This is a genomic window from Streptomyces sp. NBC_00083 (assembly GCF_026343295.1).
In the GTDB taxonomy this organism is placed as follows: Bacteria; Actinomycetota; Actinomycetes; order Streptomycetales; family Streptomycetaceae; genus Streptomyces.
Genome location: NZ_JAPELY010000001.1, coordinates 3,252,869 through 3,267,927, shown reverse-complemented (window position 1 = coordinate 3,267,927; position 15,059 = coordinate 3,252,869). Strand labels below are relative to the sequence as shown.

The 15,059-nt window shown below is 72.3% G+C and carries 14 protein-coding genes; 8 read left to right on the top strand and 6 right to left on the bottom strand.

Translation table 11 applies throughout. The features are described 5' to 3' along the window. Positions 1–8: 8 nt before the first annotated feature. Positions 9–413 (bottom strand): hypothetical protein, encoded by a 405-nt coding sequence (locus tag OOJ98_RS14605; RefSeq protein WP_267055104.1) that lies wholly within the window; start codon positions 411–413, stop codon positions 9–11. An 80-nt stretch (positions 414–493) separates the two neighbouring features. Here OOJ98_RS14605 and OOJ98_RS14600 point away from each other — a divergent pair, with 80 nt between their 5' ends. Then, positions 494–925, top strand: a complete 432-nt coding sequence (locus OOJ98_RS14600) for a cupin domain-containing protein (protein WP_267055103.1) — start codon at positions 494–496, stop codon at positions 923–925. A gap of 294 nt (positions 926–1,219) precedes the next feature. Here OOJ98_RS14600 and OOJ98_RS14595 read toward each other — a convergent pair whose 3' ends face one another. After that, a complete protein-coding gene (locus OOJ98_RS14595; protein ID WP_267055102.1) occupies positions 1,220–1,642 on the bottom strand; it encodes a hypothetical protein in 423 nt (140 codons plus the stop codon). A gap of 241 nt (positions 1,643–1,883) precedes the next feature. Continuing rightward, on the bottom strand, positions 1,884–4,082 hold the full coding sequence (locus OOJ98_RS14590; protein WP_267055101.1) for an MMPL family transporter: 2,199 nt from the start codon (positions 4,080–4,082) through the stop codon (positions 1,884–1,886). Positions 4,083–4,417: 335 nt separating this feature from the next. Between OOJ98_RS14590 and OOJ98_RS14585 the strand changes: the two genes are divergently transcribed. Then, positions 4,418–4,825: a DUF3224 domain-containing protein gene (locus OOJ98_RS14585; protein ID WP_267055100.1), complete on the top strand. Its 408-nt coding sequence runs from the start codon at positions 4,418–4,420 to the stop codon at positions 4,823–4,825. A gap of 145 nt (positions 4,826–4,970) precedes the next feature. Then, positions 4,971–5,168 (top strand): hypothetical protein, encoded by a 198-nt coding sequence (locus OOJ98_RS14580; RefSeq protein WP_267055099.1) that lies wholly within the window; start codon positions 4,971–4,973, stop codon positions 5,166–5,168. A gap of 72 nt (positions 5,169–5,240) precedes the next feature. Here the strand turns inward: OOJ98_RS14580 and OOJ98_RS14575 are convergent, their stop codons facing one another. After that, entirely contained in the window at positions 5,241–5,906 is a 666-nt protein-coding gene (locus OOJ98_RS14575) for a hypothetical protein (protein WP_267055098.1), read from the bottom strand. Beyond that, positions 5,903–6,481: an RNA polymerase sigma factor gene (locus OOJ98_RS14570; protein ID WP_267055097.1), complete on the bottom strand. Its 579-nt coding sequence runs from the start codon at positions 6,479–6,481 to the stop codon at positions 5,903–5,905. Before OOJ98_RS14570 ends, OOJ98_RS14575 begins: the two co-directional genes overlap by 4 nt. A gap of 386 nt (positions 6,482–6,867) precedes the next feature. Here OOJ98_RS14570 and OOJ98_RS14565 point away from each other — a divergent pair, with 386 nt between their 5' ends. Both OOJ98_RS14565 and OOJ98_RS14560 read left to right on the top strand, forming a co-directional pair. Further along, a complete protein-coding gene (locus tag OOJ98_RS14565) occupies positions 6,868–7,800 on the top strand; it encodes a RimK family alpha-L-glutamate ligase (protein WP_267055096.1) in 933 nt (310 codons plus the stop codon). A 341-nt stretch (positions 7,801–8,141) separates the two neighbouring features. Next, entirely contained in the window at positions 8,142–9,410 is a 1,269-nt protein-coding gene (locus tag OOJ98_RS14560; RefSeq protein WP_267055095.1) for an MFS transporter, read from the top strand. 142 nt (positions 9,411–9,552) lie between these two features. Here OOJ98_RS14560 and OOJ98_RS14555 read toward each other — a convergent pair whose 3' ends face one another. Then, positions 9,553–9,738 carry a thiomuracin/GE37468 family thiazolyl RiPP peptide gene (locus OOJ98_RS14555; RefSeq protein WP_267055094.1) on the bottom strand — a complete coding sequence of 62 codons (186 nt, stop codon included), beginning with the start codon at positions 9,736–9,738 and terminating at the stop codon, positions 9,553–9,555. Between the two features lie 215 nt (positions 9,739–9,953). On the opposite strand from OOJ98_RS14555, the gene OOJ98_RS14550 reads away from it, so the two are divergent. The 3 genes from OOJ98_RS14550 to OOJ98_RS14540 are packed head-to-tail and all read left to right on the top strand — an operon-like array spanning position 9,954 to position 15,018. Further along, on the top strand, positions 9,954–10,970 hold the full coding sequence (locus tag OOJ98_RS14550; protein WP_267055093.1) for a hypothetical protein: 1,017 nt from the start codon (positions 9,954–9,956) through the stop codon (positions 10,968–10,970). Next, positions 10,967–12,301 (top strand): nitroreductase family protein, encoded by a 1,335-nt coding sequence (locus OOJ98_RS14545; protein ID WP_267055092.1) that lies wholly within the window; start codon positions 10,967–10,969, stop codon positions 12,299–12,301. Before OOJ98_RS14550 ends, OOJ98_RS14545 begins: the two co-directional genes overlap by 4 nt. Further along, positions 12,301–15,018: a lantibiotic dehydratase gene (locus OOJ98_RS14540; protein ID WP_267055091.1), complete on the top strand. Its 2,718-nt coding sequence runs from the start codon at positions 12,301–12,303 to the stop codon at positions 15,016–15,018. Before OOJ98_RS14545 ends, OOJ98_RS14540 begins: the two co-directional genes overlap by 1 nt. Positions 15,019–15,059 lie beyond the last annotated feature (41 nt).

Below are 15,059 nucleotides of genomic sequence, written 5' to 3'. Positions count from 1 at the left end.
CGGGCGGGTCAGGCAGCGGGTTCGGGCAGGTGGCCGAGGTGCTCGACGACGCGCTCGCGCAGGAGGAGGTACTCGTCCCAGCGGCGCAGGGGGCCCGGCGGGCGTTGGACGACACGGGCCGCGGTGATGCTCTGCCCCTGCCGGAACTGCTCGCGGGTCAGATCGAGTTCGACCCCGCTGGGCAGCCGGTTCCACCAGTGGAAGCCGTGCTGCTCCCCATCGAGATGGACTTCGCCGACCACGAGGTCGCCGCCGAAGATGTCGTTGACTATCAGGGCCGTGATGTCGCAGTGCCCCCAGGCCGGGTTGTCGGGCTGCCAGCCGGCCCGTGTGATGTCGTCCGGGGAACAGGTGTCGGCGGCCCAACTACTCCGGAGGGCTTGTTCGATGGCGGTCAGATTCCAAGGGATCATGTCCCTCACCATCGCACCCGCCACTGACACAGCGCGGCGCCCGTTGTGAGCGTCCGCGCCGTGCGCCAGTATGTCTGCCCATGAGCGAGATCTCCGACCTGGTCGCCCTGCTTCAGCTGGAACCGCATCCGGAAGGCGGGTGGTTCCGGGAGACATGGCGCACCGCGCCGAGCGCCGTTCCGGACGGGTACCCGGGACCCCGTCCCTTCGCGACCGGCATCTACTTCCTTCTCCATCCCGGTGAGGCTTCCCGCTGGCACCGGGTGCGGTCGGACGAACTCTGGCTGTGGCACCGGGGCAGCCCCCTGACGCTGCGCCTCGGCGGTACCGGGGCCACCTCCGAGGAGGAGTCGACCGCGGTCCTGGGCCCGGACGTCGCATCGGGGCAGCGGCCCCAACTCCTGGTGCCGGCCGGCACCTGGCAGGCTGCGGAGCCGGTCGGCGACGAGCCCGTCCTGGTCTCGTGCATCGTCGCGCCGGGCTTCGACTTCGAGGACTTCGAGATGCCGTGACCGGCACGGCGGTCGCGGCACTCCTCGTGCGCCGCCGGTGACCTCCGCCGGGGCGACCCGAAGGCCGCCGGGCTCGCAGCCCGGGAATCAGCTCGCTGTGGCGCGCGGCGCCGGCGGCCGCGAGAGGGCAGGCGCAAGGCCCACCCTCTCGCGCGCTCCCGCCCGGGGCCGCACTGTCGGCGGCCGGTTCAGCGGACGAACACCAACGGGGTCCGTCGGCACACGTGCACCATCACGGTCGGAAGACGGTCACGGTCATCGCTCCGGCAAGGACGTGCACCCCGGACCAGCCCGTCAACGCACGTGCACCGTCACCACGTCCGAGGCGTGCAGACGGACGGGCTTCTGGTCGTGCTTGCTGGTCAGGCCGTACAGCACCGCGCGGAATCGCAGATCGCCGCTCCGGGCGGACGTGCCCGCCGCGGTGACCCGCGCGTCGCCCTCGGCCGGGACGCTGCACGTCTCCTGGTGCCAGCCCTCGCCGAAGCCGTTCTCCTCCACACACAGCTGGTGCAGGAGCCCGGCGCTGTCGTCGCCGCCGTGCGCCTTGACGGTGATGGTCTTGCCGACCTGAACCGTGTGGGGCGCGGTGATCTCCACGCTGCCCTTGGCGAACGCCGGCGCGGCGACGAGCGCCACCGAGGCCAGCCCCAGCGCACCGATCACAGCAGCCCTGCCGGCGCGTGCCTTCATGCCGGTCTTCTTCGTCCTGGTCATGGACTTCCCCTTTCACGGGTCTCCCCCGGTCGGTGAGACCCCGCCCCCGTCGCAGCGGCGCCCAACGCGCCTTGCCGTCCTGCCAGATGGGGAGGGCGTGCGGCCCGTTTCGGTGGCGGCCGCGCCGTTACAGATTCACGACAAACCACGTCAGCCACACCTGATTCGGCCACAGCCGTCAATGCGCTCGATCTGAACAACGCCGTGGGCCGGTGGGCTGGTGGGCGTGTGAGCGGGTCGGCTAGGCGACGGCCTCGGGCGGCTCGTGCGGGCCTTCCGGGTCGAGGTGCGGGAGCCGGCGGTCCAACCAGCGGGGAATCCACCAATTCGCGCGGCCGAAGAGGTACATGGTCGCCGGGACGAGGAGCAGGCGTACGACCGTCGCGTCGAGGATCACGCTGACGCCGAGCCCGAGCGCCAGCATCTTCACCACCACGTTCGGTGACAGCATGAACGCCAGGAACACACTGGTCATGATGAGGGCCGCGCAGGTGATGACGCGCGCGGTCGCGGCGAGACCGGCGGCGACCGCCAGATGGTTGTCGGCGCGGTGCAGCCAGGTCTCGCGGATGCGGGCCAGCAGGAAGACCTCGTAGTCCATCGAGAGGCCGAAGATGATCGCGAACATCATCATCGGCACGTACGACTCGATCGGCACCTTCTCCGTCACGCCGACCAGGTTCCCGCCCCAGCCCCACTGGAAGACCGCGACCACGACGCCGTACGCGGCCGCGATGGAGAACAGGTTCAGCACGGCGGCCTTGAGCGCCACGAGCGGGCTGCGGAAGACGCACAGCAGGAGCACGAACGCGGCCGCGACGACCACGCCGATGATCAGGGGCAGTTTGGAGACGAGGGTGTCGGTGAACGTCTGGCCCGACACGGTGGGGCCGGTGACGTAGCCGGTGGCGCCGGTGCCGGAGAGCGCGTGCGGGACGGTGTCGTCCTCCAGGGTGTGGATCAGGTCGGTGGTGGCCGTGTCCTGGGGGCCGGTGGTCGGGATGACCGTACTGACGAGGAGGGCGTGGTCGGGGCTCGGTTTCGGCGGCGTCACCGACGCGACCCCGTGGACGGCCGACAGGTCGTGTTGCAAGGTGTTGGCGAGGGTCTGGCTCTGCGCCTGGTTCGCGGCCTGCTGGCTGTCGAGCTGCGTGACGATGGTGATCGGGCCGTTGGCACCGGGGCCGAAGCCCTCGGTGATGAGGTCGTAGGCGCGGCGGTCGGTGCTGGTGGTGGGCTGGGCCCCGGCGTCGATGTGGCCGAGGTGCATCGAGCCCACCGGGATGGCGAGCACCCCGAGCAGCGCCAGGCCCCCGATGAGGAAGAACCAGGGCTGACGGCCCACCTTCGCGGCCCAGCGGTGCCAGACGTCGTTGGTGCCGCTCGGCTCCGCGACCGGCGTGCGCACGTGCAGGCGGTCGATGTGCCGGCCGAGCAGGCCAAGGAGCGCGGGGGTCAGCGTGACGGACGCGGCCGCCGCGACGATCACGGTCAGCCCGGCGGCGGCGCCCAGGGTTCCGATGAAGCTCATGCCGGAGACGTACAGGCCGGCGAGAGCCATGGCGACGGTCGCGGCGGCGACCAGGACCGACCGGCCGCTGGTGGCCACGGTGCGGCCGACCCCGTCCGCGGGATCCACGCCCTCCTGGAGGAGTGCGCGGTAGCGGGTGGAGAGGAAGAGCGCGTAGTCGATGCCGACGCCCAGGCCCATCATCGCGGCCAGCGTGGGCGCTGCCTGCCCGAAGCTGAACTGGGCGGCCAGCAGGCCGAGTAGGCCGAGTCCCACCACCAGACCCACCACGGCGGTCACCAGCGGCAGCCCGGCCGCGGCGACGCTGCCGAAGCCGATGAGGAGCACGATGACGGCGACGCCGAGGCCGATCGCCTCCGAGGTGAGGTCGGCCGCCTTCGGCGCGGCCAGCTGCCCCAGCGGATCGCCGTAGTCGACGCTCACGTGGTCGGAGCGCAGGGGCTGGACGGCGTCGTCGACCTTGCCGACGTACGAATGGTCGAAGCCGGCCGGGTTGCTCGTGAACGTGACGTTGATCTGGGCGATGGTGCCCTTGGGCGAGACGGCGCCGGGCGTCGTCAGCGGGTTGCTCACGGAGGTGACGTCCGGCAGGTTCTGCAGATTCTTCACGGCGGCGTCGACCGAGGCCTGGTGGTCGGAGACCGAACCCTGGTCGGACTTGATCACGATCGGCGCCGAGGTTCCGGACGTGCCGCCGTGCGCCTTGAGCAGGTCCGCGCCGGTCTGGGTACTGGTGCCGGGCAGCGAGAAGCTGTCGGCGAAGCTGCCGCCCCAGCGCCGGTCGGCCACGCTGCACGCGACGAGCAGGACCAGCCAGAGGATGACGATCCGCCAGGCGTGCGTGGCGCACCAGCGTCCCAGGCGGTGCAGCCGTCCGGCGCCGCTCTCGGCGTCCGATGCGTTCTTCATGGTCGTGACCCTGTCTGCCGGGTGTGAGGAGACGTGTCTGCTTCTGATGCGGCTGTTTCCGGTCCTCGCGCTCCTGCGTCCGCTTCTATGTCTGCGTCTACGCCTGCGTCTGCGTCTACGTCCGGCCATGACCACGGCCGCCTCGGGGCCGCCGAGGCCGTCGGGCCTCGGTCCCGGTCGTCTGGTCGCTCGGGTCCTACTCTCCGTGCCGCCCGGCCCGGACCCTCAGCGTTGCTGGGCCGTACGGGTCACGCGGCACGTGGGCGCGGCGTTCGGCCGGGCCGGCCGCACACCGCTCGGCCGCGATTGTCAGACCCCGTCGGTACGGTCGTCGCATGAGAGCTACGGCAACTTTCAGCGTCAAAGCCTTCGTCCCGACCGAGCTGAAGCCCGAGCCCGCCGTGCCCACGGGGCTGCCGGTAGGGGTCGCGACGATGGAGAAACACTTCGACGGAGAGGTGGTGGGGCGCTCGGCGACGCTGTTCACCGCCGCCTTCGACCAGTCGACCGGCGTCGGCACGTATGTCGCCATGGAGTCGTTCGAGGGCTCGCTGCACGGCCGGGAGGGCGCCTTCAACTTCGTGCATTCGGCGACGACGGCCGGCAGCGACCGCACCGCGGAGTTCTTCAGCATCGTGCCGTCGAGCGGCACCGGCGCGCTGACCGGGATCTCCGGGGCCGGTGGGCTGGCCGTCGAGGCCGATGGGACGCATCGCATCTGGTTCGACTACGAGGTCGGCTGAAGGCCGAGCCCTGCGGCCCGGGGCACGCTGCCTGTTCGCGTACGCTCGACACCCTTGCGGCGCTGCGACAGCCCTGCTTGCCTGGGGCGCCCCGGGGGAAGGGGACCGACGACGTCGGTTCGACGTCAGTACGGAGGCGGAGATCATGGTGGGTCTGGTACTGCTGGGCGTGCTGGTACTCGTGGTCGGCGGGTGCGTGTGCGTGGTGTGGTCGAGTCGCGGGGGGCCGCGCTGGGTCCGAGGCGTGGCGACCCTGACCCTCGCCGCGGGTGACATGGTGCGCGGGGCCCAACGGAGGCGTAGGCGCCGGGGTTTGAACGGGAACCCCAGCGGCGAGGGCTGACCGCCGGCGGGCCCCCCTCTCCCGCCGGCCTGCCTCGGGCTTCCTGCCAACTACCCGCCTACGATCTGCGGGTTACGGGTTGGTGCCCGGCGGGACGTACCCCGCGCCGATTCCGTTGTCGGACTCCGGGACACAGCTGGGGACCTGGCGTACGACCGACATCTGGAGCGTGCCGATCTGGCCCTGGGCCCCGGTCGTCGGGACGAACAGCAGGTGATCGCCGGCCGGGACGGCGTTCGGCTTGATCAGCGAGTAGTGGCCGTCGATGCCGCTGCCCGCGGTTCCTTGGGGAAACACCTTCATGGAGTCGACGCCGCCGTCGTAGAGGACCTTGGTGTGGCACGAGGCCGAGAAGGTCATCACCGACGCGGGGATGCCCGCCTGCCGCAGGGCGTCCTGCAGCCCGGGGATGCCCCGGCGGCTCATCACCTTCACGGCGACCGTGCCGTCGGGGACTGACTTCACGGCGTAGTCGGCGGTGACGATGTCGAGGTTGCCGGCCTTGGTCTGGAGCGACGGTGCCGCCGACGTTCCTTCGGCCTGCTCGCCCTGCACTCCGCCCAGGAGCGGAACGGCGACCGCCACAGCGACGGCGGCTGCGACGGCGCCGAGGGAGAGGGTGAGCCGGCGGCGCGGGACACGGCCGCGGACGCGGAGGCCGCTCTGCGGGGCCAGGGCGTTCGCGCGCACGGTGAGCTCCTGCGCGAGTTGCTGCTTGAAGTGCACGGGTGCGTTCACTGGGTGGCCTCCAGAACTGCTTCGCGATGGTCGATACGGGTCTGCCCAGCGGCTTGCAGGGCCTTGCGGGCCCGGTGCAGCCGGACTCGGGCCGCGGTCGAGCTGATGCCCAGCGCTTGCGCGGCTTCCTTGGTGGTCAGCCCGTCCAGGGCGACCAGGTCGAGGAGTTCACGCAGGGGGTCGGGCAGGGCGGCGTGGGCGGCAGCCATGTGCCGGACTGAGCGGGCGGCGTCGATGCGGGTCTCGATGGCGCTGACGTCCTGGTCGTCCAGCAGCCTGCGGCCGGTGATCCGGGCAACCGCGCGCTGTTCGCGGGAGCTTCCCCGGACGTGTGCGGCGATGACGTTCCGGGATATGCCGTACAGCCAGGCGACGGGCGCGCCACGTCGGGCGTCATAGGTGTGCGCGTTCTCCAGCGCGGCCACGAAGATGTCCGCCGTGAGGTCGGCGGCCAGGTGGGGGCTGTCGACGCGCCGGGTGACGAAGCCGAGCACGGCGTCGAATTGCTGCTCGTAGAAGACGGCGAACCCGGCGGGGTCGCGCGCAGGTGGTGCTGTCGAATGCTCCGCTGGCACGGATTGCTCCTTGGGGCAGGGCGGCGTGTGGTGCCTTACACCTCTACTTGGCCGCGGCGCCCCGAAGCGTTACATGCCAGGCTGGTTCCCCGCCGACCGCGCCCTCCAGGGCCTACCCGGGCGGGGTGTGTTCCCTGAAGCGCGGCCCTCGTATGGTGTCTCGCCCCATCGACTCCATCTGTGCGGCAGCTGTAGGAGCCACCTGGTGTGCTCCGCGGGGAAACACGGCCACATATGGGCGAATTGAGGGGTTGTCGGACTACAGGATGGCACTGTGATCCACCTGTCGACGACAGATGTCCGACGCTGCCCTCACGGGTGCGCGGCACATATGTGCAGGGCCCACGCCGCAAGGTGTGGCCGCCGATGTCCTGAGGAGCACCCTGATGACCGTAACCGAAGTCCCGGCGAAGGCCTTCCCGGGCTGCCTGGCCACCGCGCCCTTCTGGCTGCTTCTCGGCGGCGGGCTCGACCAGGACCGGATCACCGCCGAACTCGCCGGCGGATTCGAGCGTGTTCTGGGCGACCGCGGCGCGGTCATGCGGACCAGTGACCTGGTCCTTGGCATCCACGACGGACGTCTGACCCTGCATGACCTCAACGGGACACCCATCGCAGCGCCGGAGCTCGCCTACGCGCGCCTGTCCACACCGAAGCTCTCCACGGACCGGGAGATCACCCTGCTGCGGCACCTGGAGGCCATGGGCACGGTGCTGCTCAACCCGATCGACGCCGTGCTCGCGTGCGTGAACAAGTTCTGGCACCTGCAACAGCTCGCGGCCGCCGGGCTCCCCGTCCCGGACACCAGCACCTACGTGGACGCGTCGATGACGGACGTGCTGCGGGCGGGGGTGCCCGAGCCGTGTGTGGTGAAGTCGGTACGGGGCCATCGCGGGCGCCGTGTCTTCCTCGCCCCTGACACGGCCATGCTGCACGACGTTCAAGGCAGTCTCAACGACGAGGCTCCCTACCTGTTCCAGGAGTATGTGCGGTACTCACATGGCCGGGACCTCCGGGTGATCGTCGTCGACGGGCAGGCCGTGGCGGCACAGGTGCGCGTGGCCGCGGACGGCGGGCTCAAGTCGAACCTGGCCCTCGGCGGAACCGCCACACCCTGCATCGGCCTCCACCCGGCGGGGGAGGCGCTGGCGGTGGCCGCGGCGGAGGTGCTGGGGCTCGGGGTCGCCGGTGTGGACCTGCTCTTCGAGCCGGACGGCAGCTTCACGATCTGCGAGGTGAACGCCAATGTCGGGTGGCGCGAGCACCTCCACCAGGTCGTGCCCGCCATCGCAGAGGCGTGCGCCGCGCGCCTGCGGTGACCGGCCGCGCCCCCGACAACCGTGCCGGGCCTGCCAGTTGGCGCCGTCCGGTCCGCGCGGACGGACGGACTACGGCGCCGGGCCCCGCGCGGCACCGGCGCGCATTCCCGACACACGGCGCACGGGCCGGCTCCGCGACGGCCCCGGGCCGCGCGGGGCCCGACCCCGGGCCCATCCCCCTGTGGAGCAGCCACGGTGTGCCGACGGAGGGCACCGTGCGTCCGTGCGCCGATGGATCCGAAGCCCAGGAGGATACGGTCGTTCGCCCCAGCACGCCCTCTGAAGAAGGCTCCACCGGCCTCGCGCCCCTGCCTCCGGCGGGCGACGGCGAGAGCCGGCGGATGCTCAGATCACTGCGGCACCGGGAATTCAGGCTGCTCACGCTCGGCCAGCTCGGGTCCCACACCGGGACGTGGATACAGAAGGTGGCCCAGGCATGGCTGGTCCTCGATCTGTCCCACGGAGACGGCACGTCCCTCGGCATCATCACGGCACTGCAGTTTCTGCCGCTGCTGCTCTTCGGCCCGTGGGGCGGGGTCCTCGCGGACCGCTGTTCGCTGCGGAAGATCCTGCTCGTCACGCAGTCGGTGCTGTGCCTGGTCTCACTGGCGCCGGGGATCCTGGTCCTCACCCACGCGGTGAGCCTTCCGGCCGTCTACGCCCTGGCGCTGGGGATGGGGCTGACCCTGGTGGCCGAGAAACCGGCGCTGCAGTCCTTCATCGCGCAGACCGTCCCCACCGCGGACCTGCCCAACGCGGTGGCGCTGGACACCGCGGTGTTCAACCTCGCCCGGATCGCGGGGCCCGCCCTGACCGGTCCTGTGATCGGTGTCTTCGGTGTCGCTCCCGCGTTCTTCTTCAACTCCTTCTCCTACCTCGTGGTACTCGCCGCGCTGCTGCGCATGCGGCCGAGACGGCGGACCGGCGAGGCGGCGCCCGATCGAGAGCCCCGATCAAAGGGCCAGGTAAGGGAGTTGCTGCGCTACGTGCGTGCTCGCGCGGAACTCGGTGCTCCGCTGGTTCTGGTCGGCGTGGTCGCGGGGTTCGGCATGAACTTCCAGATCACCACGGCCCTGATGGCGAGCGATGTGTTCCACACATCGCCGGCCGCCTTCGGGCTGGGCTCCACCGCGTTCGCGGTCGGCGCGGTCACGGGCTCCGTGGCAGCGGCCCGGAGAGGCCCCTGCGGTCCCGGCTATCTGGTGGGGACGGCGTTCGGGTTCGGTGTCCTGGAGGTCGCCACGAGCACGATGCCGAGCCATGTGAGCTTCCTGGTCATGCTGGTGCCCACCGGCGCGGTGCTGATCCTGTTCATGACCGCCGCGAAATCGGCGCTGCAACTGGGTACGGACGACGCCATGCGCGGCCGGGTCATGAGCCTGTACACCCTCGCCTCCCTCGGCACCACACCGCTCACGGCACCGCTGATCGGCTGGATCTCCAGCACGACACATCCCCGGGCAGGGCTCGCGGTCGGCGGTCTGGCCTCGGCCGTCGCCGCCATGTGCGTGGGCCTGACCCGGCCCCGGGCCCAGCATCAGTGGGCCGCCCTGTTCGTCCACCCCGCCGGCGGCGTGGCCCGCGCGTTCCACAGGCTGGCGGGACGGTAGGCCCCGCGGCGGCGGGAGTCATGTGGCAACGGCGACAGGAGACGGGCGGCAGGAGCCAGGCGGCAGGCAACGGCGGGACGGATCGCCTCGCCGGGTCGACGCGCGCGCCGGGCCATGGGCTCGCCCGGCGCGCGCTACCGGCTCAGGAACAGCTGCAGTTACAGCAGTTCGGCGGCGGAGCGCAGCAGAAAGACGCGCTCACCTCCGTCATACCGTGGCCTGCCGTGAGCGACTGGCTGTGCTCGTCACCGGCCAGCGAGTCCAGGTCGAGGTCCAGCGCGAGGTCAGCGACCGCGGCTGCGAGCGAGACATTACTGTTCTCGTTCATCAAAGCCCTCCTTTCGAACCTAATGGAGCATCAACGGGCGTATGTGGACGTCCAATTGGGACACTAGCGTGACGGTTGGGGAACTGGGAAGGGGGTGGACTAGACCATTCACCTCGGCTAGTGTCGGCCGCCCGGAGGCCGCGAGCGCAGCCTCGACCGGGCGCATTCACGCCTGCGAGAGCGCGTTCGCGCCAGGTGTTCCCGAGGAGGCGGAGATGAAGCCGAGACTGCTTCCCGACACCCATCTGCTGCCCTCCGAGCGGGGCGTGGTGATCAGCGGACCCGGGCGCACGACCGCCCTCGCGCGGCCCGGGATCTATCCGTGGCTGGAGCGCCTGCGGCCCTTCCTCGACGGTCGCAGCACCCTCGACCAGCTCACCGCCGACCTTCCGCCCCAGGCCGCACACCAGGTCCGCACGCTGGTGGAACTCCTGGCGCGGGAAGGCTTCGTGCGGGACGCCACGACGGATCGGCCCCACGGGCTGAGCCCGCAGGTGTGCGAGCACCACACCGCGCTCATCGACTTCATTGCGGCGCGCACGGACTCACCCGAGCACCGCTTCGAGCGCTACCGCCACTGCGCGCCCCTCGTGGTGGGTTCCGGACACATGGCGAGCGCGTTGGTCCTCGCCCTGCTCGCCTCGGGCGTGGCCCATGTCCGCCTACGGCTGAGTGAACCCCGGGGGAACTCCGGGGGCGCCACCGACATGACTCGGCTCAACGCATGGGTGGCGCTGTGCCGGGAGGAGGGCGGCTCCTTCCACTTCGGGCAACTCGACGACGACCCGGCCCAACTACCCCCGGACGTCGGCGTCGTACTCCACGCCACCGACACACACGACCCCGGGGCAGCGCTCCTGGCTCGCGCACTCGCACACCGGGGCGGGCTCCGGTACGGCCAGGCGGCCGGACAGGGCGAACGTATCGTGATCAGCGCCGTCACCCTCCCCGAGGCGGTCTCAGACATGGCCGGCTCCGATGGGCCGCCCCGTGCCGAGCCGGGTCGACCCACGGTCGGCGCCAGGGATGCCGACGGCATCCGCCTGCGTGAGCCGAGCCCCTACCTCGGTGGCCCGATCGCGGCCCTCGCTGCCAACCAGCTCTGCATGCACCTGCTGCACGAGGTGGCGCAACTGCACACCGACGCCGGAGGCCCGGAGCCTTCGGCCACGCCGCCGGCCGCGGTACTCGACCTGGTCACCGGACGCTTCCTCGGTACGGAGCCGTCATGACCGGCGTGACCGAACGGGCCCGCCGGAATCTGGCGGGCGCCGAGCCGTTTCCCCCGGAGCTCTGGGCGGACACGGTCTACTCCCGCAGAGCCATCCCGGCCACCCTGGCCGCGGGACACCCGGCTCCGGGCCAGACCGACGTGGCGGAACCCGACGCGTACCCCGAAGGACGCCGCCTCGCGCTCGCGCCACCGCCGCTGCACCTGGCACCCTCCCCCGGCCCCGCCCCGGCCGGCCTCGCCGACCCCGCTGTCCTCGCCGCGCTGCTGCACTACGCGTACGGGCTGCTCCAGCACGACCTCACCCCGCACGGCTGGCCGCTGCACCGCGCGGTGGCCTCCGCCCGCTGCCAATACCCCAGCCAGCTCACCCTGGTCGCCCCCACCACGGCGTACCGGTTCGATCCGCTTCACCACCAACTGGTGTGCCTGGACGCAGAGATGGGGGGAGGTTCCGCGGCGGAACCCTCCGGATGCGGCGGTCCCGCCGCATCCCGCTTCGCCGTGATCACCAGTCAGTTCGCCCGCACGGCACGCCTCTACGGCGACTACGCTCCTCGGCTCTGCGCCCAGGAGGCGGGCATGCTGCTCGGCGCGGTGCACCTCGTCGCCTCCGCGCTCGGTCTGCGTACCCGGCCCGGCCAGGACCGGGACACGCTCGACGGCCTCTGCGCGGGCCGGCTGCCTGCGGACGAGCACCCGATGGGCTACCTGGAGATCCTGCCCCCCGCGGAGCGCCCGCCGGCCGGAGCTCCCAGGGTTCCCGCCGGCCTCGCAGCGGTGCTGCGGGCCCGCCACTCCGGGGCCGCGATATTCGACCCCGTCCCGGCCCCGGCGCCCCGGGCGCTGCTCACCGATCTCGGGGCCGACCTGGCAGCGGCACCGTTCGCCGACTTCTCCTGCCACCTCCTGGTCCAGCGGGTCGCCGACTCCGCACCCGGCCACTACGTACACAGCGACGGCCGTCTCTGGCAGGTCCGCGACGGCGACCCGCTCGCCCTGCTGGAGCGGATCGGACAGACCGAGGGCCGGGTGTCGATGAACTTCCGCTCCACCGCGTGCACCGCCTACATCGCCGTCCGTCGCGGCAGCGCCGTCGCCGCGTACGGCGCCGACGCCTTCCGCCGACTGCACTTGGCCGCGGGGGCGGCAGCCCATCTGCTCTGCGTGGCCGCCGCGCGCCACGGCCTGTCCGCCCGGGTCCACAACGGCTACGACGCCGCCCGCGCCGAGCGCCTGCTGGGGCTGGCGCCCGACGAGACCGTGGTCTTCCAGGTGGCCATCGGCGCGGCCCGGCCCGGGGCCGCCTTCCGCCTCCCGGTGGTGTTCTGATGAGCCGCGCCGCCGCGTCCACGCGCGTGGACGCTCCGCCCGACGGGGGCACGGCCGCTCTCGCCGTGGGCGTACGCATCGCCGGGCTTCCCACCACCGCACTGGACGCGTCCCGCATCCCCCGCAGCACGCAACTCGCCCTGCACATAGCCTCGTTGGACGAGCAGCTGGCCGCTGAGGCCGGCCGGCTCGGCGACACGCTGCACACACTCATCGGCACCGAGCCGGCCCGCCCGCACAAGGCCCGCCTCGTGGGCCTGCGCCGAGCCGTTCACCGAGGGGCGCGCATCGGCCCGCTGATCGACGCGGCGGCCCCGGCGGACGTACTCGGCGTCGTCCTCACCGAGCACCTTCACGCCCACGCCGCGCTGCACCGCACCCGGAGCGAACTCCTCACCGAACTGGAACGTGTCCTGCCGGCCGAGACGCGCTCGGCGGCGCAGGCCCTCGGCGCGCTCGTCCGGGACCCGTCGTTCGCGACGGGTCTCGCCTATGCCAGCCCGGACCTGTACGAGGACCTGCTGCGCTGGGGCGGACGCGAGGCGTCCCGGCGGCGACCGCTGGACGGGGCGGCCGTGCGGCTCGCCAAGTACGCGGGCCGCGCGATGGCCAAGCCGAGCCCGCTCACCACCTTCGCCGCCTGCGGCCTCGGCAGCTGGGCGCACTCGGACGCCGGTGACGGTGGCGTCCGGCTTTCCGGCACCGCCCTGGTGCAAGTGGCCGAGGCGGGGCTGCTGCCGTTGTCCAGGATCGCCGCGGCGCTCGCCCTCGTACCCGAGCTGGACGATGCCGTGCACCTGCGCGTCAATCCGTCGGCCACACCGGCACACCACTCCCCCGAGGGCGGCGACCAGTGGCTGTTCACCGCGCCCGGACCGTCCGGCGAGGTGCGTGCCCTGCCCGCGACCCCGGCCCTGACCGCGATCCTGGGAGCCGTCCGCGAGGCGGGCAGCCCCCGGCGGCTGCGCGCCCTGCTCGGCGCGCCCGGCACGGGGAGCACCGCCGACGCCGTCCTTGCCCGGCTCGTGCGGCTCGGCCTCCTGGAGGTCCGCCTCGGCCTGCCCGACCAGGAGCTGAGCGCCGCCACGCTCTGCGAGTGGCTCGGCCGCCACCTACCCCAGCCACCACGCGACGACGGCCGCCTCACCCTCCTCCTCGCCCAGCTCCGCGCCGTCCGCGATCAGACGGATGCCGCCGGCACCGCCGCTCCCGGCTCCCATCGGCGTATCGCCACCGCCCTGCGAGACCATCTGACGAGCGCCGCCCAGATCCTCCAACTGATGGGGCCGGGCGAGCAGTTGGAGCCGGGGCCGCTGTACTTCCACCACACCGCCGCCGTGGGCGCGGCCGCCGAACTCGACCCGTCCGCCTGGCAGCCGGCCCTCGCCGACCTCGCCCTCATACCCGCCCTGCTCTCCCCTTTCGACACTCTCGCACCGCCGCGCGAAGCGCTGCTGCACCTCGCCGTGACCGCCTACGGCCCCGGGTTCGAGCGGTCGTTCACCAGCTTCCTCCGGGACTTCGGCGCGTGGTGGGCGGCAGCCGCACCGCACACGCCCACCGCGCGGGACGCGGGGCGTCAGGACGAGCTGCGCCGTCTGATCGCCGGCACTCCACCGGCGTCCGACGGCACCCTCCGCCTCGACCCGCAGGCCGTCCGCGACCTCTGCGCCACCTGGCCCGATCCGCTCAACTCCGGTGACAGCCATGTCTGTTACGTCCAGGCGCTGCCCCGCACGAACACCACCACCGGGCTCGGCCTCGTACTCAACACGGTGACCTGCGGGCATGGCACCGGTCTGACCCGGATCGCCCGTCTGACCGCCGAGCAGGCCGGGGGCGCGGCAGCCCACCGGAGCCCTGCCCCGCACGACGCGCCGGACGGTCCCCTCTACGCCGAGTTCGACGCCGTCTTCGGCAGTGCGCTCAACCAGCGTGCTCCCGCCACCCGTTACGCCATCGATCTGGACGGCGCCACCTCGCACCGGCCGCCCGAGCAGCTGATCCGCCCCGCCGATCTGAACGTTGTGCACGACCCACATACGCGGCGCCTGCACCTGGTCCACCGCACCATGGGGCGGGTGGTTCGACCCCTCCATCTGGGACTACTGGCCACGCCGCTCCTTCCCCTCCAGGCCCGGCTGCTGGTGGAGGCCTTCGGCCAGACGTCGTACACCTTCTGGTCGGACTGGCCGCAGCTATGGCGCCTTCTGCCACCGGGGACCACCACAGCCGTGGCCGGTGGGGACGCGGGCCGCGCGGCCGGCTCGGGCTGGACGGCGCTGCCCCGCCTGGCTGTCGGAGCCGTAGTGGTGCGGCGCGCGACGTGGTTCATCGATCCGGGCCGGGGGCCCGTCCGCGCACCCGGCGAGCGGGACGCCGCCCATCTCGTCCGGGTCCACGCGTGGCGTGCGGCGCTCGGCCTGCCGCGACGTTGCTTCCTGCGCGTCCTCACCCCCCGCCCCGCCGACGGCTTCACCGGGCCCGCCCTCCACGACAAGGACCGCAAGCCGGTGTACGTCGACTTCGCCCACCCGCACCTGCTGCGCGTCTTCGAGCGCGCCGTCGCCACGGGCCGTCCGCTGCTGCTCACGGAGGCGCTGCCCGATCTGCACGACGCACCGGCACACCAGGACGGCTCGCGGCACGTGTCCGAGTTCGTGATCGACATGCCCACACTCCGGCTCCCGGCGGCACCGCGGCGGGGGGAGGCATGACGGTCCGCCCGGCCGGCGCGGCGCCGCAAGCGGGGACACCG

What these genes read in the sequence shown, in the direction of transcription:
- OOJ98_RS14565 (WP_267055096.1), top strand. Translation starts at nt 6,868, where the DNA reads ATGACCGTAACCGAAGTCCCGGCGAAGGCCTTCCCGGGCTGCCTGGCC.
- OOJ98_RS14540 (WP_267055091.1), top strand. Translation starts at nt 12,301, where the DNA reads ATGAGCCGCGCCGCCGCGTCCACGCGCGTGGACGCTCCGCCCGACGGG.
- OOJ98_RS14585 (WP_267055100.1), top strand. Translation starts at nt 4,418, where the DNA reads ATGAGAGCTACGGCAACTTTCAGCGTCAAAGCCTTCGTCCCGACCGAG.
- OOJ98_RS14580 (WP_267055099.1), top strand. Translation starts at nt 4,971, where the DNA reads ATGGTGGGTCTGGTACTGCTGGGCGTGCTGGTACTCGTGGTCGGCGGG.
- OOJ98_RS14555 (WP_267055094.1), bottom strand. Translation starts at nt 9,738, where the DNA reads ATGAACGAGAACAGTAATGTCTCGCTCGCAGCCGCGGTCGCTGACCTC.
- OOJ98_RS14560 (WP_267055095.1), top strand. Translation starts at nt 8,142, where the DNA reads ATGCTCAGATCACTGCGGCACCGGGAATTCAGGCTGCTCACGCTCGGC.
- OOJ98_RS14605 (WP_267055104.1), bottom strand. Translation starts at nt 413, where the DNA reads ATGATCCCTTGGAATCTGACCGCCATCGAACAAGCCCTCCGGAGTAGT.
- OOJ98_RS14550 (WP_267055093.1), top strand. Translation starts at nt 9,954, where the DNA reads ATGAAGCCGAGACTGCTTCCCGACACCCATCTGCTGCCCTCCGAGCGG.
- OOJ98_RS14590 (WP_267055101.1), bottom strand. Translation starts at nt 4,082, where the DNA reads ATGAAGAACGCATCGGACGCCGAGAGCGGCGCCGGACGGCTGCACCGC.
- OOJ98_RS14545 (WP_267055092.1), top strand. Translation starts at nt 10,967, where the DNA reads ATGACCGGCGTGACCGAACGGGCCCGCCGGAATCTGGCGGGCGCCGAG.
- OOJ98_RS14600 (WP_267055103.1), top strand. Translation starts at nt 494, where the DNA reads ATGAGCGAGATCTCCGACCTGGTCGCCCTGCTTCAGCTGGAACCGCAT.
- OOJ98_RS14595 (WP_267055102.1), bottom strand. Translation starts at nt 1,642, where the DNA reads ATGACCAGGACGAAGAAGACCGGCATGAAGGCACGCGCCGGCAGGGCT.